Source organism: Lentibacillus persicus (genome assembly GCF_900112705.1).
In the GTDB taxonomy this organism is placed as follows: Bacteria; Bacillota; Bacilli; order Bacillales; family Amphibacillaceae; genus Lentibacillus; species Lentibacillus persicus.
This window is the reverse complement of sequence record NZ_FOMR01000002.1, coordinates 311,262-333,367: the sequence shown is the minus strand read 5'-3', so window position 1 is coordinate 333,367 and position 22,106 is coordinate 311,262. Positions and strand designations below refer to the sequence as shown.

Below are 22,106 nucleotides of genomic sequence, written 5' to 3'. Positions count from 1 at the left end.
AAAAGCAGGGGATGAGCGTTTTTATATTTTCAGAGGGCTTTCCTGTTGGGCCTGTGTACTTCAGACAGCTTGGAATGGTCAAAAATTTTCACTTAAAAACATCTATAAAAGGAGCGATCGATATGGCAGATTTAACAATTACTTTTCCAGATGGCGCCAGTAAAGCATTCCCTAAAGGAACAACCGGCGAAGACATAGCAGGCTCAATTTCACCGGGGTTAAAAAAACAGGCACTTGCTGTCAAGGTGGATGGCGAACAGTTTGATTTAAGACGGGAGCTGCCTCATGGCGGGGCTATTGAAATCATCACCTATAAAAATAATGAGGGCATTGATATCCTGCGTCACTCAACCGCCCATCTGCTGGCACAGGCGGTGACAAGACTGTTTGATAATGTGAAATTCGGCGTGGGGCCTGTTATTGAAGAAGGGTTTTATTATGATATCGACATGGGCCATACATTGACACCTGAAGACCTTCCAAAAATTGAAAAAGAAATGAAACGCATCGTTGATGAAAATCTGGAAATCGAACGCGTTGAAGTCTCACGTCAAGAAGCAAAAAAAATGTTTCAGGAAATTGGCGATGACCTGAAATTAGAATTAATCGATGATATTCCAGAAGGTGAACAAGTAACGATTTATCGTCAGGGCGAGTTTTTTGATTTATGTCGTGGCATTCATGTGCCATCCACGAGTAAAATCAAAGCCTTTAAATTATTGAGTGTTTCCGGTGCCTACTGGCGCGGCGACAGTAATAACAAGCAACTCCAGCGAATTTATGGAACAGCATTTGAAAAACAAAGCCAGCTTGACCATCATTTGCACATTCTGGAAGAACGTAAAGAACGTGATCATCGCAAACTGGGCAAAGAACTTGATATTTTCACTGTTTCGCAAAAAGTAGGCCAAGGATTGCCGTTATGGCTTCCAAAAGGTGCCACCATCCGTCGTAACATTGAGCGGTATATCGTAGACATCGAGGAGCGCCTTGGTTATGACCATGTCTATACACCGGTTCTCGGCAGTGTGGATTTATATAAGACAAGCGGGCATTGGGACCACTACCAGGACGATATGTTTCCGACAATGGAAATGGACAATGAAGACTTGGTGCTTCGCCCGATGAACTGTCCACACCACATGATGGTCTATAAAAACCAATTATACAGTTATCGCAATCTGCCGGTCAGAATTGCTGAGCTTGGCACAATGCATCGCCATGAGATGTCAGGAGCACTGGCAGGTCTTCAGCGTGTGCGAGCGATGACCTTGAATGATGCACACATTTTTGCCCGACCTGATCAGCTGAAAGAAGAATTCATCCGCGTGGTTGAATTGGTGCAAAGGGTTTATAAAGATTTCGGTATAAATGATTACTACTTCCGTCTATCCTATCGTGATCCTGACGATAAAGAAAAATATGTCGATAATGATGCGATGTGGGATAAAGCGCAGGCAATGCTGAAAGAAACGATGGAAGAGATGAACGTTGCGTATGTTGAAGCAGAAGGCGAAGCGGCATTTTATGGCCCGAAACTGGATGTTCAAGTGCAAACAGCCCTCGGCAAAGACGAGACGTTATCAACTGTGCAGATGGATTTCCACTTGCCGGAACGCTTTGACTTGACTTATATCGGAAAAGACGGCAATGAACACCGGCCTGTCGTCATTCACCGTGGTGTTGTGTCCACGATGGAACGATTTGTGGCATTTTTGATCGAAGAATATAAAGGGGCTTTTCCAACCTGGTTGGCACCTGTGCAAGTGAAAGTTATTCCGGTCTCACCGGATGCTCATATGGATTATGCTAAAAAGGTTGCCGACGAGCTGCGGTTCAAGGGAGTCCGCATCGAAGTGGATGAACGCGATGAAAAGATTGGTTATAAAATCAGGGAAGCACAGACTCAAAAAGTACCTTTTGCTTTAGTGCTTGGTGATAAAGAGATTGAAAACGAGAGCGTGAACGTCCGCAGATATGGCGAGAAAGAATCAGAAACAATAAGCTATGATGCGTTTGAGAAGATGATTAAAGAAGAAATTGACCAAAAGGTTTTGCATAAGAAATAATGTTTCACCCAGACGCCTCAAAGTGTCTGGGCTTTCTTTTCAATTGCAGTCATGGTAAACTGAAAGTGAAGCTTTTGCAGACTGGTCAGGTTAGCTATTGACACAATAATTAATTGATGCTATTCTGTAAAAGTTGAATAAAACGATCTGAAGACAAGCAGAAGCACCCGCTTCTCACCTGATCGACGCATTTATGCAGTCGGCTGGTTTAAATTTTCAATTTACTATTGGAGACGTGTGGGTGCAGTATGTACCGACACGTTTTTATTTGCGATACTAGCGACTTGTCAATGACAGATCATGAATTTAATTTTTTGGAGGTGGCTTTAAATTAGCAAAGATATGAACGTCAATGAAAAGATTCGTGCCCGGGAGGTACGACTGATCGATTCAAACGGTGATCAGCTGGGAGTGAAATCACGTAACGAAGCACTTGACATTGCGCAAAAACGCGAGCTGGATTTGGTTTTGGTAGCGCCAAATGCCAAACCGCCTGTATGCCGTATTATGAACTACGGTAAATATCGCTTTGAACAGCAAAAGAAAGAAAAAGAAGCGCGCAAAAAGCAGAAGGTCATTAATGTTAAAGAAGTGCGTTTCACTCCGGGTATTGGCGAACATGATTTCAACACCAAACTGAAGAATGCAAGAAAGTTCTTATCCAAAGGTGATAAAGTGAAAGCCTCTGTCCGGTTCCGCGGGCGTGCTATTACGCATAAAGATCTCGGCAGGGAAGTTCTTGATCGCCTTGCAGAAGAAACGAAAGATGTTGCGACGATTGAATCCAAAGCAAAAATGGAAGGCCGCAATATGTTTATGATGCTTGCACCAATAAACGAAAAGTAGTTTTTAACGATACAAGGAGGATACCAATATGCCAAAAATGAAAAGCCATAAAGGTTCACAAAAACGACTGCGCAAAACAGGTACAGGAAAATTGAAACGCGGACACGCTTATACAAGCCACATGTTTGCTCATAAATCACAGAAACAAAAGCGCAAATTGCGTAAATCCGCTATTGTCTCGAAAAGTGATTTCAGACGTATCAAAACAATGCTTCCGTATAAATAAAACGAACGTATATATAAATTAATAATCAGATTTTCAATTGTATTAGGAGGGAACTATCATGGCACGTGTCAAAGGTGGAACAGTTACGCGTAAACGTCGTAAACGCGTATTAAAATTAGCAAAAGGTTATTATGGCTCGAAACGAGCGTTATTTAAACAAGCAAAACAGCAGGTTATGAAGTCCGGTCAATATGCTTACCGCGACCGCAGACAGAAAAAACGTGACTTCCGCAAGTTGTGGATTGCCCGTATTAATGCTGCAGCACGCATGAACGATATTTCATACAGCAGATTAATGCACGGATTGAAGCAAGCTGGTGTTGAAGTTAACCGTAAAATGCTGGCAGACCTTGCTATAAATGACGAAAAAGCATTTGCACAACTGGCTGACAAAGCAAAAGCAGCCCTTAAATAAAGCAAAAAACCAAGTCCATCTCAAGCGGGCTTGGTTTTTTTGTGGGACGAGGGGACGGGATTGCTGTCCCCCTAAAACGCCTTTTCCATCTCGCTGATTTTCCGGTAGAGCTCCTCGTTCACAGGTGTTGCTGCACCGTGTTGTCTGCCCAGCTCGAGAACCGTCCCGGCAAACAAATCGAGCTCACTTTTTCGTCTGGCTTCCATATCCTGCCGCATCGAAGGTTTACCATGCGGGCTTAACTTACCAATAACCTCGAGCCAGTACGCCAGGTCTTCTTCAGTTAAATGAATGCCTTCATACTTGGATAATTGTATAACTTCCCGCATTGCAGCAATCATCATTTCACGAGCATCACCGTCCTGCTGGATTTTTCCGTAATCACTTTCAAATACTGCAACTGTCTGATTGACACCGACGTTCAGCATGAATTTTCCCCATTGTCTCTTAGCCATGTTGGCGTCCAATTCATAGGGCATATTCACTTTATCGAAAAAGTTCGTCAGCCGTTTGACCTTTTCCGAATCAATGCCGTGTTTGTCACCAAAACAGAGGAGACCAAAATTGTCATATGTTTGGCGGTTTCCCGTTTTCACTGCATCCATTCCTTGCGCTACACAATAAAGTACTTTGTCATAACCAAAATGTGAACCGATATCCTTCTCGCTGGAAATGCCGTTTAGAGTCGACAAAATAATCGTCTTGGCACCGATATGATTTTGGGCTGCTCTCATGGCTTCCTGCAGTCCGCTGTATTTCACAGCAAAGATTAATAGGTCTGCTGGTTCTACGGAGTCTTCTGGTGTAACATACCGAAAATTGCAGCGTTCACCGTTGCAAAAAATCCCCTCATGCTGATATTTTTCGATACGGTTCTGATCAGCTATAATTCGCAGTTTTGCTTTCGGTAACACTTTGGAAAGATGGTGCCCGTACATTATTCCCAGTGCGCCAAGTCCAATGATAGAAACATTTTTAATTTCCATAGCAAATCCCCCTAGTGTCGTCGGTTATATGTATGTTGCTTGTCATTATATCATCATTTCCGGCTGGTGGCAGGTTTTTGACTGGCAGGCGTTTAAGTTTTTCATAATCTTATAGTGTTCCCCGTCTGTTTTACGTATAATGGAGAAAGCGCAAAAGACATACCGCGCATGTAAGTCAAGTTGGATACTAAAGGAGAAACGAACGATGATCAGTGCTTATATTATCAGTGTCAATATAATCAGTTTTTTAATAATGGCTGTCGACAAACAAAAAGCCAAAAAGCAAACGTATCGCATACCTGAAAGGACCCTTTGGGGACTCGCAATTCTGGGAGGAGCACTTGGTGTGTTGGCAGGCATGAGGCAGTTCCGGCATAAAACAAAGCACCGGTTATTTACATTTGGCGTGCCGCTTTTGATTATTATACAGGCTGTTTTGTTAGTCTGGTACAGCTTCTTGTCATAAGGGCTCGTCTCATGTCATATACATGTACAGATGTGGTATTGGAGGTGAAAAAGGAGGTCAGACATGGAGCAGTTAGGGACTTACATGATGATTTTCATTGAAACAGGCGGGCTGCTCGCACCGGTTTTATTTATCAGCTTTCATTTATTAAGGCCTTTATTTTTTCTTCCGGTTGTTTTTATATGTATCTCAGGCGGTGTACTTTTCGGAACTGTTGCCGGCACATTGTACTCTCTGATCGGCATTACCTTATCCAGTATTGTTTTTTATGCTGTGATTCGCTGGATGCCGGGAACGGCTAACACACTTATTAATTTAAAGCGAAAGTTAATGGGAGACAGTTCTGAATTCACCGCACCGCAAATCGCTCTTCTAAGGCTTATACCGTTTATTCATTTTCATTTGTTATCATTATGCTTAATCGAAATCTCGGAAAACTTTCGGGATTATACCAAGTCTTCAATCCTTACAAATATCCCAATAGCGTTTGTTTACACGTCGATTGGAAAGTGGCTTTCAAGTTTATCTCCATTTTACATCCTCCTATTAATGGCAATATTACTGCTGATCTTGTATATTCTCCGAAGAAAAGAAATTATAATTAAATGGAATGATTTCTTCCAAGTCAGCACATGACGAAAAAAGTGCATCCTTATGTGGGATGTGCTTTTTTCGCTGCATGAGCAACTGAATCTCACTCAATAGGTGTTAAAATCAGCTTACTTATCGGGTACTTCCATGTAACAGCTGCATAAGGATACCGCATCAGGATTTCTTGTTCAATAAAATACAAGTCGTCACGAGTTATGCCCTCAAGTTCATGCTGATCCCGTGCAAAAATATGGACGTCAACAACTTCAAATGCCTCTTCAGTGGCTCCAATATATTTTTCACCTTCAAAATGGCAGCCTTTATATACAAATTGAATATTTTTTTTGGAATTGTTTTGATCATCAACCATATAAAATGTGTTTGCCGCCTTTGCGATTTGCAGTTTTCTATCCGGATTCCGGAAATATTGGACGAGGGTGTAGATTACCATGATAAAGGCGATGAGAATAAGCACTCGGAATAATAGAACAACCATATTAACAATCTCCCTGCCTTGTTTGATAGTATTGAGTACGAATAAGATAGCTGAGAGGTTTCACTATTGGTGTACTTTCATGCTACAATTTATACGCATGGGGGTCGTACTGCCAGTTACATGCGGGATAGAGTGAATCTTCAATCAGTGGGGCGGCTTTCTTCCCCCACTGATTGTTAGATGAACGAATCGGACATTTACTGGCAGTTGATCCCCACCTAATCGTCATTGTATACGCATGGGGGTCGTACTGCCAGTTACATGCGGGATAAAAAATAAATTGAAATGGGGAAATAATAATGGACTGGTCGGAGCTTTACACGATGCAAAAACAGCTGGATTCTTATATTGAAGACCAGCATGAACTTGCCAACAAAGATGTCTTCCGCGAGAAATATTTAGCTTTGCTTGTCGAATTGGGAGAACTTGCTAATGAAACACGCTGTTTTAAGTTCTGGAGTACAAAACCAAGGAATAAGCAATCTGTCATTTTGGAAGAATATGTTGATGGTATTCACTTTATTTTATCGTTAGGACTGGAAAAAGGGTATCGTTACAGTTCCAATTCATTAGTACAACCTGAAGACGATGAAACAGGACAATTTAATCGTGTTTATGATGCATGTATTTCCTTTTATCGGAAGCCGCTTGAAGAAAATTATAATAAACTATTTGATAATTACCTGCAGCTGGGTTATCTGCTGGGATTTGATGAACAAGCAGTAAAGGATGCCTATTTGAGCAAAAACAAAATTAATTATAAACGGCAGGACGAGGGATATTAAAAGAAATATTATTTTGTTATTTTATATGTTAGCGTTATAATTAAAGAGGAAAAGAAGGAGGTCCTTACATATGGCAAATTTAGATGAAACAAATACCATGCTTAAAGCGCTAACAGACGCCCGCGGGATTCCCGGCAACGAAAAAGAACCACGAGAAGTTATGAGTCAATATATTACACCTTATGCTGATGAGGTGTATACGGACAATCTGGGCAGTCTTATAGCTGAAAAGACCGGCGAAGCGAATGGTCCGAAAATTATGGTCGCGGGCCATTTAGACGAGGTTGGTTTTATGGTTACCCGTATTGACGACAAAGGTTTTATCTACTTCCAAACGGTTGGTGGCTGGTGGAATCAGGTTATGCTTGCCCAGCGCGTAACCGTTATGACTGCACGGGGAGATGTGACAGGCCTGATTGGTTCTAAGCCGCCTCATGTCCTGAGTGCTGAAGAACGCAAGAAACCTGTTGATATTAAAAATATGTTTATTGACATTGGTGCATCCAGCAAAGAAGAGGCAGAGGAATTTGGCGTACGTCCCGGTGATTCGATCGTCCCTTATTTTGAATTCACGCAAATGAAAAACGAAAAAATGCTTATGGCTAAAGCGTGGGACAACCGTATCGGCTGTGCAATTGCAATCGAAGTACTCAAACAGCTGAAAGGAGAAAAACATCCTAACGTAGTTTATGGCGTAGGAACGATTCAGGAGGAAGTAGGGCTGCGCGGCGCACGTACATCGGCGCACGCTATTAAGCCTGATATCGGCTTTGGTGTCGATGTTGGCATTGCTGGCGATATGCCAGGTGTTTCGGATAAAGAAGCGGATAGTGAACTCGGTAAAGGACCGCAAATTATTATTTATGATGCCTCTATGGTACCGAATAAAGGTGTTCGTGATTTAGTTGTCGATACGGCGGAAGAGCAAAACATCCCTTACCAATTTGCCTCCATTGCCGGCGGCGGAACAGATTCGGGTTCCATTCATTTAACAGCAGATGGCGTACCGTCACTGTCAATTACGATTGCAACACGGTATATTCATTCTCACGCTGCGATTTTGCATCGTGATGATTTTGAAAATGCCGTAAAACTGATCGTTGCAACAATCAAGAAATTGGATGCTGATAAGGTAAAGGAGATTAAACTCGGTTAATCTCAGGGCTTTATTAATAGAAGAAAGGCAAAAACACAATACATTTAGCGTACTAAATTACATAATTTTTAGTACGCTAATTTTTTTACTGTAGAGATGTATTTTGAAAAATTTTGCCAAATATTTCCCGAGTATTATGTTAAAATAGATCTGAAGATCAGAATAGAAAGGCGTGGGATATTTGTATTTACCCAAATGTGCAAACTGTGATAATACATTTGAACTTGGACAAATTTTAAAGCAAATTTGGCTTGGTATATGCATTATCTGCCAATCATGTGGTAGAAAACAAAGTACTCCTTTTTATTTTCGCGTCCTTGTCCTCCCACTTGTTACCCTTCTGCCACTATATTTTGCAATCTTCTTATCACCATTCACTTCTATGGTTACCCTCTTGATTATGTTTGTAATGATGTTTAGTTTGTCATTAATAGTGCCTTTTTTTCTGAAATACGATAAAGATCAAGCAGAATGATGAAAAACGTCTTCCGGTTTGACTCCCACTTCAGCGTTCATAAAAGTTATAGCTACAAACCAGGTGAAGTTTTATATAATGTTACCACCTTTTATGAGAGGTATCACTAGCAGCAGGAGATTGTTCAACTCGAGGGTGTCAATCCGGAACAAAACCTGTAGCCCATTCCATATATAAAGGCCATATTGTTAAATATTATGGCAAGAGGAAGAAGGGGGATTAAAGTTGCGAAAGGTCGAAATAACACCATATAACCAAGCTTGGCCTTCAATGTTTGAAGAAGAAGCAAAGAAACTATGCAGGATTTTTGAGTCCGAAATAATTGAAATTTATCATATTGGCAGTACGTCCGTAGAGGGTCTATTGGCAAAGCCTATCATTGACATAATGCCTGTGGTCAGGAATATTGATCGAATTGATGACTTTAATAATGCAATGATTGATAGTGGTTATGAAGCAAAAGGAGAAAACGGGCTTCCTGGGCGCCGATATTTCCAAAAGGGCGGAGAAGAGCGGACTCACCATATTCATTTTTATGAGGCAGGCAATTCCGAAATCGGACGCCATCTGGCATTTCGCGATTATTTGCGCTCACATCCTGGTGCCGCAGAAGAATATAGTAACTTAAAAAAAGAATTGTCCCAGCACTTTCCCTATGATATTGAAGCATACATAAGTGGGAAAGAACGGCTAGTTTCGGAGATTGAAAAAAAGGCAATGACTTGGTACCAAAGAACGATACAATCAATGTTCTTATGAAGGGAGAAGAAATGCCTTTTGATGAAGTAGCAAGTAATTTATATTATAGAATCGGTCGCCATTCTTTAGTAAAGAATACTCCATGTAACACAAAGTGACCAAGAATCAGTACAGAGGAGATAAAATTTATTGTATTGGTAAATAAAAAAGCCGATTTCTTTGAAAAATCGACTTTTTTAGGCTGAAGAAGAAAATCAAGCTTTCTCCATCTGCCTCAAAATGATTGATATTTTAATAATGAACAGCGTTGCCTGTCCCTCCAGTTACATTAATAACATCCCCTGTAATAGAAACTGATAATGGTGAAGATAAGAATGTAACCACGTTGGCTATCTCCTCAGCTTTAACTAAGCGTCCGATCGAATTCATTTTAGAGACCTCAAGTAAATCGGCCTGATTTGGGAATCTTTCTCGAGTTGTCTCAGTTTCCGTAATACCTGGATAAACGGCATTAACAGTAATTCCATGTTTTCCTAATTCAACTGACGAAGACTTGGTTAAATGAACAACTGATACATTACGAGCACCAGCACTGATACTTCCGGCATTCCTCGCAGCCATACCACTTACATTAATAACCCGTCCCCAATTGTTTTTAACCATATAAGGAGCAACTGCTCGTGTACAACGAAAATAGCCCATAAATTTTTCTTCAAAATCTTTTAAAATAAGCTCATCGTTTATATGGTGGAAATCTTCTGGATCTCCACCGCTGACACGTGCTCCATTATTCACTAAAATATCAATACCACCCATAGTCTCTGCTGCTTTCTCCGCTAGTTGTTGAATCGAATCAGGGTCTCCAATATCCGCCATGATTGGGTTAATATCCCTTCCCGTTTCTTTCATTAATTCACTGGCAGTTTCTTTTAACGAAGATTCATTTCGTGAACATATTACACAATCGACACCTTCCAGGGCCAATTGACGAGTAATCGCTTTACCAATTCCTCTACTACCTCCTGTAATAAGCGCTTTTTTACCCGCTAGTTGCAAATCCATAACGCATCCCCCTCAGTATGATGAAAATTTTTTTGATTACTGCATAATTACATCCTGGATGAAAAGCGTTTCTACTTTAATATTGTGGAAATACAGACGGATTAGAAACACCATAGCGCTATATCTGGATACTCCTGTCTCCCCAATTTAACACCAGCTTTTCAATAGCCTTTCGATCGCAATTTCCGGTAATCCCCGGTTTTGAGGTGAGATAATTTGTAATCTCGGTATTTTCCAGTCCTATCGTTGTTTTTAAACCGTTAATGATCATGCTTAAATATTCATCAGAGGGTTTATTAAAGGTTATCTCCGGTTCCGAGTCAGCCGTAAATGTAAAGATTGGATATCCCTCGGCTTCACCGATGTGCAAAATCATTCCGTACCATGAATTGCTAAATGCTTCAAGTCCATTTACCATAACGGTTTCTAAATCGATTTCCAAGTTTAATCCGTTATTTTCCTGTTTTACAACGTCCATAAACTGTTCCACTGTTATAAGATATTTTGTACTGTAGGTATAATGTTTTTCATCTTTATCCAACCCTATAAAGGCAACGCCTTGCTGTTGCCAGCGCGCTGATTCTTTTGCAAAATATAATGGATAACGCATGATGTGCGTTGCTTCCTTTATGGGAGGCGACTGATCTCTGCAGCCAGCTTCAACTTTCCCAGATCCCTCAGGTTTACCGCCTTCGATGTAACATGAAAATCGATTTCTGTCTAAATTTGAACCATAGCTGGCATACCATACATAATCTGTGCCTTTTAGTCTTGTATGAATTATTATCACATCCTTCCAGGAAAGGGAGGTTTATTTTGAATGTGCGATTATGTCACATAACGATTCATAACTTTTTCGACATATTGCCGCGTTTCTTTAAATGGCGGTATGCCCTGATATTTATCAACGTTTCCTGGCCCTGCATTGTAGGCTGCAAGGGCCATTTCGATTTTTCCATTATATTTATCAAGCATTTGTTTCAAATAGTTTGTGCCGCCGTCAATATTTTGCGCTGGGTCATAAGGATTGGAAACGCCAAGCCCTGCAGCGGTTGCCGGCATTAATTGCATCAGCCCTTGGGCACCGGCATGACTTTTTGCATTTGGGTTATAATTTGATTCAGCGTCAATCACCGATTTTATCAAATTGCGATCAACCCCGTATTTCTCAGAAGCTTTTTCAATGTATGAATCGAATCCGGTTTCTGCTTGTGTGTTAACTGATGGGTACTGCAGGTTGCTTATTGCATTCTCACTGGAAAATGCTTTTGGTAGGGAGTTGGTTACATTATTTACATTATAATTTAGAGGCGGCTGACCGGTTAGATTAAGAGGAGAAGCATCCTGTCCAGCAGATAGGCTATTAACCTGCATTTGCTGCTGAAGCATTAATTTGAATGGCAAACCGCTTACCGATGACTTCTCTCTCGAGCTGCCGGAGAGTGATGATGTCATTGTCGCCAGTGCTTGCTGCTGAATAAACGTTTGCAGACTGCGAATATCCATAAACCCAACTCCTTTATATCCTGACTATAGTTTATACTTAAAATAGCTGAAAGGCAATAAAGCGACTAGGACAAATATTATCCCGCATGTAATGGACAGTAACCTGCCGAAGAACGGCAGCTAACTGCCCATAAATGTCCGATTCTGTTCATCTAACATTCAGCGGGGAGAGGCATCCCGCTGAATGAAGATTTACTTTATAATAGAATTGGCTGGCGGCCATACTCTTTCAAAACCTGATGGTAAAAAGGGTCATTTCCAAGACAATAGATTTGGTCACATATCTGTATAATTTCGTCCATGTCATGTGACGTATATAAAATCACTTTCCCATTTATTTTTGCTAAATTAGTTAAATAGGCACCGATCTCTTTGCGCGACTTTAAATCAATTCCAGCAGTCGGTTCGTCGAGCAGCAATAAGTCAGGGTTATGAATCAAGCTGATGGCTAAATTTAATTTCCGTTTCATACCGCCGGAAAGTACTTTCACCGGCTCGTTCCACTTTTCAAGCCCCATATCTTGGCATAGCTTCCTGAGTTCCCTTCTATGCGTATTATTCCAGGCTAGCCGTTCGAAAAATACCATATTTTCGTTCACTGTAAAGTTTTCCCACAATGCAATCTCCTGGGGGACAAAGCCGATATGCCGACGGATGTTTTTTGGCCGGGATTCGTACGAATAACTGTTAAGTGTTATGTCGCCAGAGGCAGGTTTAATTAAGCCTGCCAGAATATGCAAAAGCGTTGATTTTCCCGCACCATTTTCTCCAACCAGCCCAACAATTTCACCGGGTTTCACAGAAAAAGAAATTTTATCCAGAATCTGCTTTGCGCCATATGATTTTGATAAGGATTGAACTTCAAGCATGATATCGGTCCTTTCTGATAATCCAAAGAAAAGCAAAAATGGTAATAAGCACGGTCCATAAACTGATATATTCGCCGGAAAGTAGTGGGGCGAGCGGGTTAATTAGGTCAAACCAAGCCAGCCCGCCAATAAAGCTTGCAGGCAGTATGGCACCACTGCCAATTGAAACGATCAGCACAAATGCAAATGCACTCGTATAATATACAAATGTATTCGAAAAAAGATGTGCGACTAAAAATGCTGCAGCTGCCGCGAAAAAACGATAAATCAATATATTTGCAATGCTGATCCATTCCCCAAACATCCAATAGAAAATGACTGCACTCAAAAGATCAGTTAACAAAATTAAAATAAAATAATGAAGAAAATTTTGAATCAAATATGCTTTTAATGAAAAACGTGTAAATGCCAACCGTAGTATAGCTTTAGATCGCTTTTCCTTAATGACCCAGTCAAACAGAAGCCATGTTGACAAAAGATTGAATACGCCCCATAGGCCCCAAATGGAAAAGAGTCGCGTGTTCTGAGTTGTTTCAGCCGGTGATTCAGGAAATGAAAAGTCGGTATTTAACAAATTTTCGTTCTTCTGGATTTCTTTGCTTTTTGCGACAATCTCTTCAAACGTCCAGTTTGCCTGAGAATTGTATTCCTGTTCAAGCTGATTAACGGTAAAGGCTGCTTTTACTCGTCCTGTTTCTTGCTGAACATAGGATATAATCATCTCTTTGACCGGCTGATAGGCAAATGATAGATCGGATTGATAGCTGGTGATTAATTTGTTTCGGTTATCTTCCTGAATATTTTCTTTAAAACCTTCATGGATGACGAATACACTATCAAGCTCGTGTTTTTCCAATTCGTACAATGCTTCATCTTGATTAAGCAATTTCAGTCTGATAAATGGTGCCCGTCTGACCTCCTCAACCAATTCCCGCGAAGCATCCGTGTCCTCCTCAAGTACAACACCGACTGGAACGTTTGTATCATCCTGTAGCGCCGCAGCAATCAATGTGATACAAATGGTGGCAAGCAAAGGGAACAGAAGCCAAAAAACGAGACTGACCCATTGTTTTTTCCAGTGCATTAAGCGCGTTGTGATGATTTGTTTCATAGGATGTCGCGCTCCTTCCAAGCTACTGCAGCTATTAGTATAAACCCGGCAGCTGCTAGAGTCATGATCATTGGCACGTAATCTGCATAAAACCTGGCGCTTAATAGAACTTCCTGCAGCCAATAGAACCCGTTACTTGCAAAAAAGTGTGGCAGCAAGTTTTGTACATATAACGGGAAGTACAAGGTTGGTATAATCGCACCGCTCACCAGCAGAATAATCAGTGAAACGATTGATTGGAAGAGCATTCGAATCTTTTGTCCTGTAAAAATAACGTCCAGGATTGCCAGTATGATCAAATATATTAAGCTGTACAACTTTGTCAGAAGTGCTGCATGAAAATAATTTTCTGCTGACACGTCAAGGTCTGTAAGCACAACGTATGTACAAAGAGCCACTCCAGTTAAAACACCGGCAGTAATCAAAGTTGTCACAATTTTAGCTGTCAATTGCTGAAGTGTGGTGACACCGTATAAACGCATCCTGTTTTGCATCCCGGGTTGTTCATCATTCGTGAAAAATGCGTAAAATAAAAATAGCCAGATTGTGATGATCATAAACCATGCTCCCAATCCAAAATAACGGAAGGGTGAAGCGGAAGCGTGGTTACTGATTTCCTCATCATCTATTATTCTATCTTTGCCGACAGCATAAACCAGGAAGTTATTAAATTGCTGAAACAGCATGTCTTCGCGTGAAGCATTATCGATGGGGAGCTGTTTGGCATAATAATTAATTGTCAGGATATTGGCCTGTGATGTTCGAATATGCCGTGCAATACTATCCAGCAATTCTTTTATCAAATAAGCTTCCATTTGTTTATCAGGATTACCCGTAATAGTTAGGGTAACTGATTCGCCGTTATACAAATTTGCGGTAAAGCCCTCTGGAAAAGTTATGTAGCCGCTTAAGTGGTCGTTGACTTGTTTTTTTGCTTGTTCCTCGGTTAGAGCGTTTATATTTACAAAGCTTCCAAGCTGTGCTGATTCCTCGATTAAGTCGACAACCATTTCGGTTTCATCCGATTTATCCTGGTCAACAAGTCCGACTTGAATCGGTTCGGTCTCATCAGGCATGAAGATGGACAGAATGACTACTGCGATGAGTGAAACGATAAAAACAGGAAACAGTAAAAACAGAGGAAGCGCTAGCCACTTCCTCTGTAATTTCTTCAAGTTGCTCCTGATGAACAGGAAGGTGTGTTTTAAAAATTCCATAATGCAACTTCCTTATTTAAAAGTTGTTCATATTACCGCCTGGGGCACCCATCATCCCCATGAACCATTGCTGGAACTGTTGAGCGAATTCTGTTTGGAAATACGTCTCCACTTCTTGTGCAGACATGTCGCCAAGTTGTTTGACGTTGGAATCATCAGGCTGTGTTACTTCATTAATAGTTTTGGCATCATTTTTGATATTGAGACTGACAAATTCCTGAGGCAGATCGGGCATATCCACAGCCAATGTATGGTCCGCACGCTTCTGGTCGTTTTCATATGTGGCTTCACCGCTCCAGTTCAAACTTCCTGAGCCGTTTGGATCCGGACTGCTGAATGAAAAAACCCGTTCAAATTCTCTTGTGCCATCCTGTAGCTGTGAGGAGCCGTTATAGGACAATTCTATCCCATCAGCAGCAATTGTGATGGAATCTTCAAGCTGATTTTCCTTGTTTGATAGATTGGCATCAACAGTCACAGTTGAGTCGTCATCAGCAGTGAATTCATAACTTAGGTTTTGTTCCTCATTAGTTAACAATTGATTGCCGCTTATTGTTAAAGTTGTCAACGTCTCCTCTGCAGGTGCTAAACTCGTTGAAAACTCGCGTTTAACAATCAAGTTATCCTGAACCCAGATGGTTGACGTCAGTCCTTCAGGAATCTGGTAATCTTCCAATCCGCTGATAGCATCATCAATGGATTGGTCAAAATCGTCCATTGCAGCCGTTACATCATTTTCCATGTCATTTGGCAATGAATCGGAAGCAAAAACGCCGTATTGCTGCATTCTGATTTGTTCTTCTATAATCTCTTTTAAGTCGTCATCATTTTTCATTTTTTCCAAAACCGTTGTGATTAACGCTTTTAATTGTTGCTCTGAGAGATTAAGTGTTATTTTCGTTGTGTCAATCGATTGTTCCTGCACGGTCACTTTTTCCTGTTCTTCCGTGAAGGCATCGTCAGGCAGTTCGCTGTAAATCATACTCAGATATTCATCTGCTATGTATTCACGGTCTTCTTCAGGCAAAGTTCCTTCCATCTGATTAAATATTGCCTCAAAATCAATCTTAATTTCGCTGAGGGACGGGTCAGCATCCTGCAACAGCGGGCCTAAATTCTCATCTGTAATTTGAAGTGCTTCATCCAAAAATGGAAGTTGCAATCTGGCCTTATCAGAATCGAGATACATTCCGATGTCATTTATTTCAATACCGGCAAAATTCATTTGTAAATCTGCATTCATTTGATGATTGTCCTGGTCCACTTGTGAGGTGAAGGCAATTGTTGAATTATTGAGAATTTGCTCAGGACCCATGCCCATTCCACTGCTTGGCGGGCCGTTGTATTCAGCGGATAACTCCACTGCGTTCTCAGTCGGATTTTCCATTGAATGTTCTCTCCAGTCCATTTCAGGCTGGTAGCGTTCCTTCACGCTGTCTGTTAAAAATTCGATTGTGTTCTTTTCCGCTTGAAAATATTGAGCCTTTGGAGACCCGGTGATAAGAGCAAATGCTGCTGCACTTCCTCCGATAACCAAAACTGCTGCCACAATAATAGCTATTAACGTTTTGGGCATTCTTTTTTTGGTGGTATTCTGTTCCATTGATTATTATCCCCCTTCTTACCTTTATAATTATATATATGTAAAGACTATCCTTGATACAATAATTTAATTATATACTATTCTATTTATCATTGAAATAGCATGGAAAAGTAAATCGGCATATATAAATAGGATTATAGCCAGCAAGTTTCAGAATTAAAGCGGTTTACCTTTCTAGGGGGAAGAGTTATCTTAATATAAGAATTTATAAGAAAAACTGTTTTCATAAAGGTAGTTGTTTATTACACAAAACCCATAAACTGCGACAAAGTGCTGGTTGATTTCCGTTCCAGGCAGTCGCTTTCCGCGGGCAACGCTTCAGCCTCGGGCCAACACGATGTTGGTCACAAAGGCGTTGCCACAGGACGTGGCGTTCTTAGCCTTTGAACCTTACCGCTTCCTGCGGGGTCTTCAGCCGTTGCTTTTCCCGCAGGAGCGGCGTGTATTTCCGGAGCGGTGGTATAGCACTTACTGAAGAATTTTCACTACGTGGCACTTTTACATCGATAGACAAACAGGGAAAAACAAAACTCTTAAAAAAAGACAGACGCCTGGATGCATCTGTCTTTTGTCCGTCGTTAGGAGCCGGGGTTTGCTTGGTGGACGCCTTGCTCCAATGATTTGATCATCTCTTGCTTCTCCTCGTCATCAGATTGTTTCCAAATCAATTCAAACAGGACGCCTAATCCCGGGAGCATTTTTTCTTCACCGTCCTGTATGGCATCAACAATTGTCGCTTCCAGCTGCTCGTGATCATTTTCAGCGATATTGGATAAAATAGCTTTACGTAAGTTCAAATCCATAAAAACACCTCACAAAATTAATTAAACTAACGATAGTTTGACCCGCAAAGTAAAAAGTATGTATGATAATAGAAGAAAATCGTAAAGTGGGTTGAATAAAATGATTACCTCACTGCAAAATGAAAAAGTTAAACAGTGGACGAAATTACAAAAACGCAAAGATCGCAACAAATTTGGCAAGTTTTTGATTGAAGGCTTTCATTTAATCGAAGAAGCATATCAAAGCGGATGGCGAATAAATGAGATTATTATTGAGGATGATGTACATAAACCCTCGTGGTTCAGTCAATACCCTATTATTAATGTGAATAAAAAAGTGATGCAGCACATCACAATGACTGAGACGCCACAGGGAGTGGCGGCAATCGTTGAAATGAAAGAGCTTCAGATCGACAGAGAAGCGAAAATGCTCTTAATTGATGCGATTCAGGACCCGGGCAATCTCGGCACAATAATTCGTACAGCGGATGCAGCAGGATTTGATGCAGTTATAACCGGTAGCGGCACCGTTGATTTATATAACGACAAAGTCATCAGAGCCACTCAGGGCTCGTTGTTTCATATACCAGTACTTTCTGCAAATCTAGTCGAAAAAATACCTGAATTGCAGGCCGACGGGTTTACCGTACTGGCTTCAGCTTTAGAGAATGCCTGTTCGTTTAAAGCGGTAAGAGTGCCTGACAAGATTGCTTTAATCCTTGGAAATGAAGGTGCAGGTGTTCGAGAAGAAATTATCAGGCAGGCAGACAATTCGGTGAAAATTCCAATTTATGGCAAAGCTGAATCACTCAATGTGAGTATTGCAGCCGGTATATTGATGTATGCTTTTGTAAATTAGTTGCATATTTTATTTAAATTAACTATAATTAAAGAAATTTGATTAAATTAAATATGTGTTGTTTAAAAAGCTGAGAAAGAGCCAGGCAACAATATTCTGTTCGGCAATAAGGGAAGAGGTGTCATAGACTGAGAGCACCTCTGCCGATACGTTTGCTGCCGTTTCACTCTGGAGCTGGCACTTGGACCTTCGACGTAAGTAAAGGTGCATCGGATCGAATCATCCGTTATCATAGCAAAGTTGGACACGATACGTGTGTCAACAAGGGTGGTACCGCGATTAATAACAGCCTCGTCCCTTTATAGGGATAGGGGCTTTTTTCATGTTTGAACGAATTCAAAAATCTATAGGGAGGTATTTTCATGAAGGATCAGTTAGAAATGATTCGGAAGGAAGCTCTTGCTAAAATTGAAGAAGCAAACGATTTAAAAAAGCTTCAGGAAATAAAAGTGACGTATTTAGGTAAAAAAGGGTCATTGACAAGCGTTTTGCGCGGAATGGGAAAACTTTCAGAAGAGGAACGGCCTGTAGTAGGTGAGATTGCCAATAAAGTGCGTGAGGCGATAACAGAAGAAATTAATCATAAAACTGAATTGCTTGAACAGGCAGAGCTCGATGCAAAACTTGAAAGTGAAACACTCGATGTGACATTGCCGGGTCGTCCTGTTGAAGCCGGCGGTCCTCATTTGTTGACAAGTATAATCGAGGAAATTGAAGATTTATTCATCGGGATGGGCTATGAAGTAAAAGAAGGACCTGAAGTGGAAACCGATTATTTCAATTTTGAGGCAATGAATATGCCTAAGGGCCACCCGGCACGTGATATGCAGGACACGTTTTACATTACAAATGAGCTGCTTCTCAGGACACACACATCGCCTGTACAGGCACGAACCATGCAGCAATATGGCGGGGCAAAGCCGGTCAAGATGATTTGCCCGGGAAAAGTTTACCGACGCGATACCGACGATGCGACACATTCCCATCAGTTCACCCAAATTGAAGGACTTTATGTTGATAAAAACGTGCGACTAAGTGATTTGAAAGGGACACTGGACAAGTTTGCCAAAAGCATTTTTGGCAATGACCGCGAGATTCGGCTGCGTCCAAGCTTTTTCCCATTTACCGAACCATCTGTTGAAATGGACATTTCATGTAAGGTCTGCAAAGGGGCAGGTTGTTCAGTTTGTAAACACTCCGGCTGGATTGAAATTTTAGGTGGCGGTATGGTTCACCCTGATGTTTTGGAGATGGCGGGATATGACTCCAAAGTTTACACAGGTTTCGCGTTTGGCATGGGACCTGACCGAATTGCTATGCTGAAATATGGCATTGATGATATCCGTCATTTCTATACGAATGATAAACGATTCCTGACACAGTTTCACCATGCACAAGGAGGGGCACAGTAATGTTTGTATCGTTGAATTGGCTGAATAATTACGTTGATATCCAATCGATAAAACCTGAAGAATTATCGGATAAAATCACAAAAACAGGAATCGAAGTGGATGGTATAGAATATGTTGCAGAAAAAACCAGCGGCGTCGTCGTTGGGTATGTCGAATCGTGTGAACAACACCCAAATGCCGACAAATTACAGCTTTGTCAAGTTAACACTGGTGATGATAAGCTGCAGATTATTTGCGGTGCTCCGAATGTTACACAAGGTCAAAAAGTCGCAGTCGCGAAACCGGGGGCAGTACTGCCGAATAATTTCAAAATCAAAAAAGTAAAGCTTCGTGGAGTAGAGTCAAACGGAATGATTTGCTCGCTTCAAGAATTAGGCATTGACGAAAAATATGTGCCGTCTGATGTAGCCGAAGGAATTTTTGTATTCCCGGAGGATACAACCATCGGTGAAAGTGTTGAGAAACTCCTCAATCTGGATGACGCGGTGCTGGAATTTGACTTAACACCTAATCGGGCGGATGCACTGAGTATGCTCGGTGTGGCATACGAGACTGCAGCCATTTTTGATGAGGAAGTAACATTCCCTGATGAAACAATTCATCCGTCGGAGGAAAAAGCTGAAGATTATATCACGGTCACAGCAGAAGACCCTGAATTGAACCCTTATTATGGCGCCTTTATAGCCAAAAATGTTGAAATCAAGCAATCTCCTCTGTGGATGCGCAACTATTTGATTGCGGCAGGTATTCGTCCGATCAATAATGTTGTCGATATTACGAACTATGTTTTGCTCGAATATGGTCAGCCGCTGCACGCGTTCGACTATGACCGTTTTGGTTCGGATAAAGTTGTGACGCGGCGGGCTCTTGATAATGAAAAAATTATGACACTTGATGGGGAAGAAAGAACGCTTACCAATGAGAACCTGGTAATCACAAACGGTAAGGAACCGGTTGCGCTTGCTGGTGTAATGGGGGGAGCGAATACCGAAGTATACAGTGATACGGCTACGATATTACTGGAGTCCGCATATTTTAATCCGTCTGCTGTTAGAAAAGCGGTGAGCGATACTGGCTTGCGGAGTGATTCAAGTACACGGTTTGAAAAAGGGGTTGACCCAAATCGTGTGGAACGCGCAGGTTTAAGAGCGTGCCATCTGCTTGAAAAATATGCCGGAGCGACTATTTTAGCCGGACCTGTTTCGTTTGATGAAATGGACAGGGGTGAAAAGACGGTAACCTTTGCGACTGAAGAAATTAACAAAAGGCTTGGAACGGCTATTACTTCTGAAGAAATCAGCACGATCCTAAATAAATTACAGTTTTCATTTGAACAGGAAAACGATTCGTTTGTCGTTCACGTACCAACCCGCCGCGGGGATATTTCAATTCTCGAAGATATGGTCGAAGAAGTCGCCAGGATTTATGGTTATGAACACTTGCCATATACGCTGCCGGAAGGATCGCCTCAAGCCGGCGGGTTGACACAGAAGCAAAAACTCAAACGTGAAATAAAAAAATATTTACAGAGCGCAGGGTTGATGGAAACCATCACGTACTCGCTTACCGATGAAGCCGGTATTAACAAATTGCTTAGCCCTGAACTCGCTAAAAAAGCACTGGAACCTGTTCAGCTTTCAATGCCGATGAGTGAAGATCATAGATATTTGCGCTTGAGCGTACTGCCGGGACTTCTGAAATCGTTGGCACATAATCAAGCACGTTCTCAAACGGATATTCATTATTTTGAACTGGGCAATGTGTTTTTGTCAGAAGAATCTCAGCCATCTAATCAGCCGGAGGAAAATTTGCGTTTAGCAGGTGTTCTGTCAGGGCTGTGGCTGAATCATTCATGGCAGCAGGAAAAAAGGAAAGTCGACTTTTATTTGGTTAAAGGAATTGTTGAGGGATTGTTTGATTTCTTAAATATTCCGGTAACGTTTGAACAAACGAAATTAGCCGATATGCACCCAGGCCGCTGTGCAGCTGTATTAATTGATAATCAAGTGGCCGGATTTTTGGGACAGGTTCATCCGAAGCTCGAAAAAACAATGGATATAAAAGAATCCTACGCTTTTGATCTCAATATGGAGGTTATTTTTGACGCGTTTACAACTGATACGGATTACCGCCCGGTACCGAAATACCCTTCAATTGCCAGGGACATTGCATTTATTGTTAATGAAGACGTCAAAGCCGGCGAGATAAAAGACATGATTGAAGAAGCTGGGTCACCGCTCGTGAAAAATGTACGTATTTTTGATGTTTACAAAGGAGAAAACCTGCCAGAAGGTAAAAAATCTGTTGCATATAGCTTGTTGTATCAGGATCTGGAGAAAACATTGAAAGATGCGGAAGTTGAAGAATCTTATCAGAAAATCGTCGACACAGTAAATCGGAATTTTAACGCTTACGTCAGGTCATAAAAAGAGAGAGCAGGCATTTAGGTGTCTGCTCTTGCTTTTTCCCCTAATA

At 41.3% G+C, this 22,106-nt stretch carries 23 protein-coding genes and 1 other annotated feature; of the genes, 13 read left to right on the top strand and 10 right to left on the bottom strand.

Annotation, left to right across the window (positions count from 1 at the left end; all coding sequences use genetic code 11):
- The first annotated feature begins 122 nt into the window (after window positions 1–122).
- The 4 genes from thrS (at window position 123) to rplT (ending at window position 3,556) form a co-directional block, all read left to right on the top strand.
- The gene (gene thrS, locus BMZ22_RS03970; RefSeq protein ID WP_090082097.1) at window positions 123–2,069 is read left to right on the top strand and encodes a threonine--tRNA ligase; all 1,947 of its coding nucleotides are present in this window, start codon (window positions 123–125) and stop codon (window positions 2,067–2,069) included.
- Between the two features lie 149 nt (window positions 2,070–2,218).
- Window positions 2,219–2,341, top strand: a sequence feature (ribosomal protein L20 leader region).
- A gap of 70 nt (window positions 2,342–2,411) precedes the next feature.
- A complete protein-coding gene (gene infC, locus BMZ22_RS03965; RefSeq protein WP_090081759.1) occupies window positions 2,412–2,915 on the top strand; it encodes a translation initiation factor IF-3 in 504 nt (167 codons plus the stop codon).
- Window positions 2,916–2,943: 28 nt separating this feature from the next.
- On the top strand, window positions 2,944–3,141 hold the full coding sequence (rpmI, locus tag BMZ22_RS03960) for a 50S ribosomal protein L35 (RefSeq protein ID WP_090081756.1): 198 nt from the start codon (window positions 2,944–2,946) through the stop codon (window positions 3,139–3,141).
- Between the two features lie 58 nt (window positions 3,142–3,199).
- Complete coding sequence (gene rplT, locus BMZ22_RS03955) at window positions 3,200–3,556, top strand: 50S ribosomal protein L20 (protein ID WP_090081754.1); 357 nt, start codon at window positions 3,200–3,202, stop codon at window positions 3,554–3,556.
- Window positions 3,557–3,627: 71 nt separating this feature from the next.
- Here rplT and BMZ22_RS03950 read toward each other — a convergent pair whose 3' ends face one another.
- Window positions 3,628–4,542: a ketopantoate reductase family protein gene (locus BMZ22_RS03950; RefSeq protein ID WP_090081751.1), complete on the bottom strand. Its 915-nt coding sequence runs from the start codon at window positions 4,540–4,542 to the stop codon at window positions 3,628–3,630.
- Between the two features lie 205 nt (window positions 4,543–4,747).
- Here BMZ22_RS03950 and BMZ22_RS03945 point away from each other — a divergent pair, with 205 nt between their 5' ends.
- Window positions 4,748–5,008: a DUF1294 domain-containing protein gene (locus tag BMZ22_RS03945; protein WP_090081749.1), complete on the top strand. Its 261-nt coding sequence runs from the start codon at window positions 4,748–4,750 to the stop codon at window positions 5,006–5,008.
- Window positions 5,009–5,071: 63 nt separating this feature from the next.
- Window positions 5,072–5,644 carry a TVP38/TMEM64 family protein gene (locus tag BMZ22_RS03940; protein ID WP_090081747.1) on the top strand — a complete coding sequence of 191 codons (573 nt, stop codon included), beginning with the start codon at window positions 5,072–5,074 and terminating at the stop codon, window positions 5,642–5,644.
- 58 nt (window positions 5,645–5,702) lie between these two features.
- Here BMZ22_RS03940 and BMZ22_RS03935 read toward each other — a convergent pair whose 3' ends face one another.
- Window positions 5,703–6,095, bottom strand: coding sequence for a sigma-w pathway protein ysdB (locus tag BMZ22_RS03935; RefSeq protein WP_090081744.1), 393 nt, complete (start codon window positions 6,093–6,095; stop codon window positions 5,703–5,705).
- A 299-nt stretch (window positions 6,096–6,394) separates the two neighbouring features.
- Here BMZ22_RS03935 and BMZ22_RS03930 point away from each other — a divergent pair, with 299 nt between their 5' ends.
- The 4 genes from BMZ22_RS03930 to BMZ22_RS03915 all read left to right on the top strand — a co-directional run bounded on the left by BMZ22_RS03930 (window position 6,395) and on the right by BMZ22_RS03915 (window position 9,270).
- Window positions 6,395–6,880, top strand: a complete 486-nt coding sequence (locus BMZ22_RS03930; protein ID WP_090081741.1) for a dUTP diphosphatase — start codon at window positions 6,395–6,397, stop codon at window positions 6,878–6,880.
- Between the two features lie 70 nt (window positions 6,881–6,950).
- Window positions 6,951–8,036: a M42 family metallopeptidase gene (locus BMZ22_RS03925; protein WP_090081738.1), complete on the top strand. Its 1,086-nt coding sequence runs from the start codon at window positions 6,951–6,953 to the stop codon at window positions 8,034–8,036.
- Between the two features lie 172 nt (window positions 8,037–8,208).
- Entirely contained in the window at window positions 8,209–8,511 is a 303-nt protein-coding gene (locus BMZ22_RS17460; RefSeq protein WP_090081735.1) for a TIGR04104 family putative zinc finger protein, read from the top strand.
- Between the two features lie 225 nt (window positions 8,512–8,736).
- Window positions 8,737–9,270, top strand: a complete 534-nt coding sequence (locus BMZ22_RS03915; RefSeq protein ID WP_090081731.1) for a GrpB family protein — start codon at window positions 8,737–8,739, stop codon at window positions 9,268–9,270.
- Between the two features lie 231 nt (window positions 9,271–9,501).
- On the opposite strand, the gene BMZ22_RS03910 is transcribed toward BMZ22_RS03915, so the two are convergent.
- The 8 genes from BMZ22_RS03910 to sspI form a co-directional block, all read right to left on the bottom strand.
- Window positions 9,502–10,272: an SDR family NAD(P)-dependent oxidoreductase gene (locus BMZ22_RS03910; protein ID WP_090081728.1), complete on the bottom strand. Its 771-nt coding sequence runs from the start codon at window positions 10,270–10,272 to the stop codon at window positions 9,502–9,504.
- 118 nt (window positions 10,273–10,390) lie between these two features.
- Window positions 10,391–10,882: a hypothetical protein gene (locus BMZ22_RS03905; protein ID WP_245745187.1), complete on the bottom strand. Its 492-nt coding sequence runs from the start codon at window positions 10,880–10,882 to the stop codon at window positions 10,391–10,393.
- Window positions 10,883–11,100: 218 nt separating this feature from the next.
- Window positions 11,101–11,778, bottom strand: coding sequence for a lytic transglycosylase domain-containing protein (locus BMZ22_RS17350; protein ID WP_090081724.1), 678 nt, complete (start codon window positions 11,776–11,778; stop codon window positions 11,101–11,103).
- 197 nt (window positions 11,779–11,975) lie between these two features.
- Complete coding sequence (locus tag BMZ22_RS03895; RefSeq protein ID WP_090081720.1) at window positions 11,976–12,647, bottom strand: ABC transporter ATP-binding protein; 672 nt, start codon at window positions 12,645–12,647, stop codon at window positions 11,976–11,978.
- The gene (locus BMZ22_RS03890) at window positions 12,640–13,758 is read right to left on the bottom strand and encodes an ABC transporter permease (RefSeq protein WP_090081717.1); all 1,119 of its coding nucleotides are present in this window, start codon (window positions 13,756–13,758) and stop codon (window positions 12,640–12,642) included. The genes BMZ22_RS03895 and BMZ22_RS03890 overlap by 8 nt, the downstream gene beginning before the upstream one ends.
- Window positions 13,755–14,975, bottom strand: a complete 1,221-nt coding sequence (locus BMZ22_RS03885; protein WP_090081713.1) for an ABC transporter permease — start codon at window positions 14,973–14,975, stop codon at window positions 13,755–13,757. The genes BMZ22_RS03890 and BMZ22_RS03885 overlap by 4 nt, the downstream gene beginning before the upstream one ends.
- 16 nt (window positions 14,976–14,991) lie before the next feature.
- Window positions 14,992–16,578, bottom strand: coding sequence for a DUF6583 family protein (locus tag BMZ22_RS03880; protein ID WP_090081709.1), 1,587 nt, complete (start codon window positions 16,576–16,578; stop codon window positions 14,992–14,994).
- A 578-nt stretch (window positions 16,579–17,156) separates the two neighbouring features.
- On the bottom strand, window positions 17,157–17,381 hold the full coding sequence (gene sspI, locus BMZ22_RS03875; RefSeq protein WP_090081706.1) for a small acid-soluble spore protein SspI: 225 nt from the start codon (window positions 17,379–17,381) through the stop codon (window positions 17,157–17,159).
- Window positions 17,382–17,481: 100 nt separating this feature from the next.
- On the opposite strand from sspI, the gene BMZ22_RS03870 reads away from it, so the two are divergent.
- The 3 genes from BMZ22_RS03870 (at window position 17,482) to pheT (ending at window position 22,057) form a co-directional block, all read left to right on the top strand.
- Window positions 17,482–18,219, top strand: coding sequence for a TrmH family RNA methyltransferase (locus BMZ22_RS03870; RefSeq protein ID WP_090081701.1), 738 nt, complete (start codon window positions 17,482–17,484; stop codon window positions 18,217–18,219).
- A gap of 362 nt (window positions 18,220–18,581) precedes the next feature.
- Window positions 18,582–19,631 (top strand): phenylalanine--tRNA ligase subunit alpha, encoded by a 1,050-nt coding sequence (pheS, locus tag BMZ22_RS03865; protein WP_090081698.1) that lies wholly within the window; start codon window positions 18,582–18,584, stop codon window positions 19,629–19,631.
- Window positions 19,631–22,057, top strand: coding sequence for a phenylalanine--tRNA ligase subunit beta (gene pheT, locus BMZ22_RS03860; protein WP_090081693.1), 2,427 nt, complete (start codon window positions 19,631–19,633; stop codon window positions 22,055–22,057). Before pheS ends, pheT begins: the two co-directional genes overlap by 1 nt.
- Window positions 22,058–22,106 lie beyond the last annotated feature (49 nt).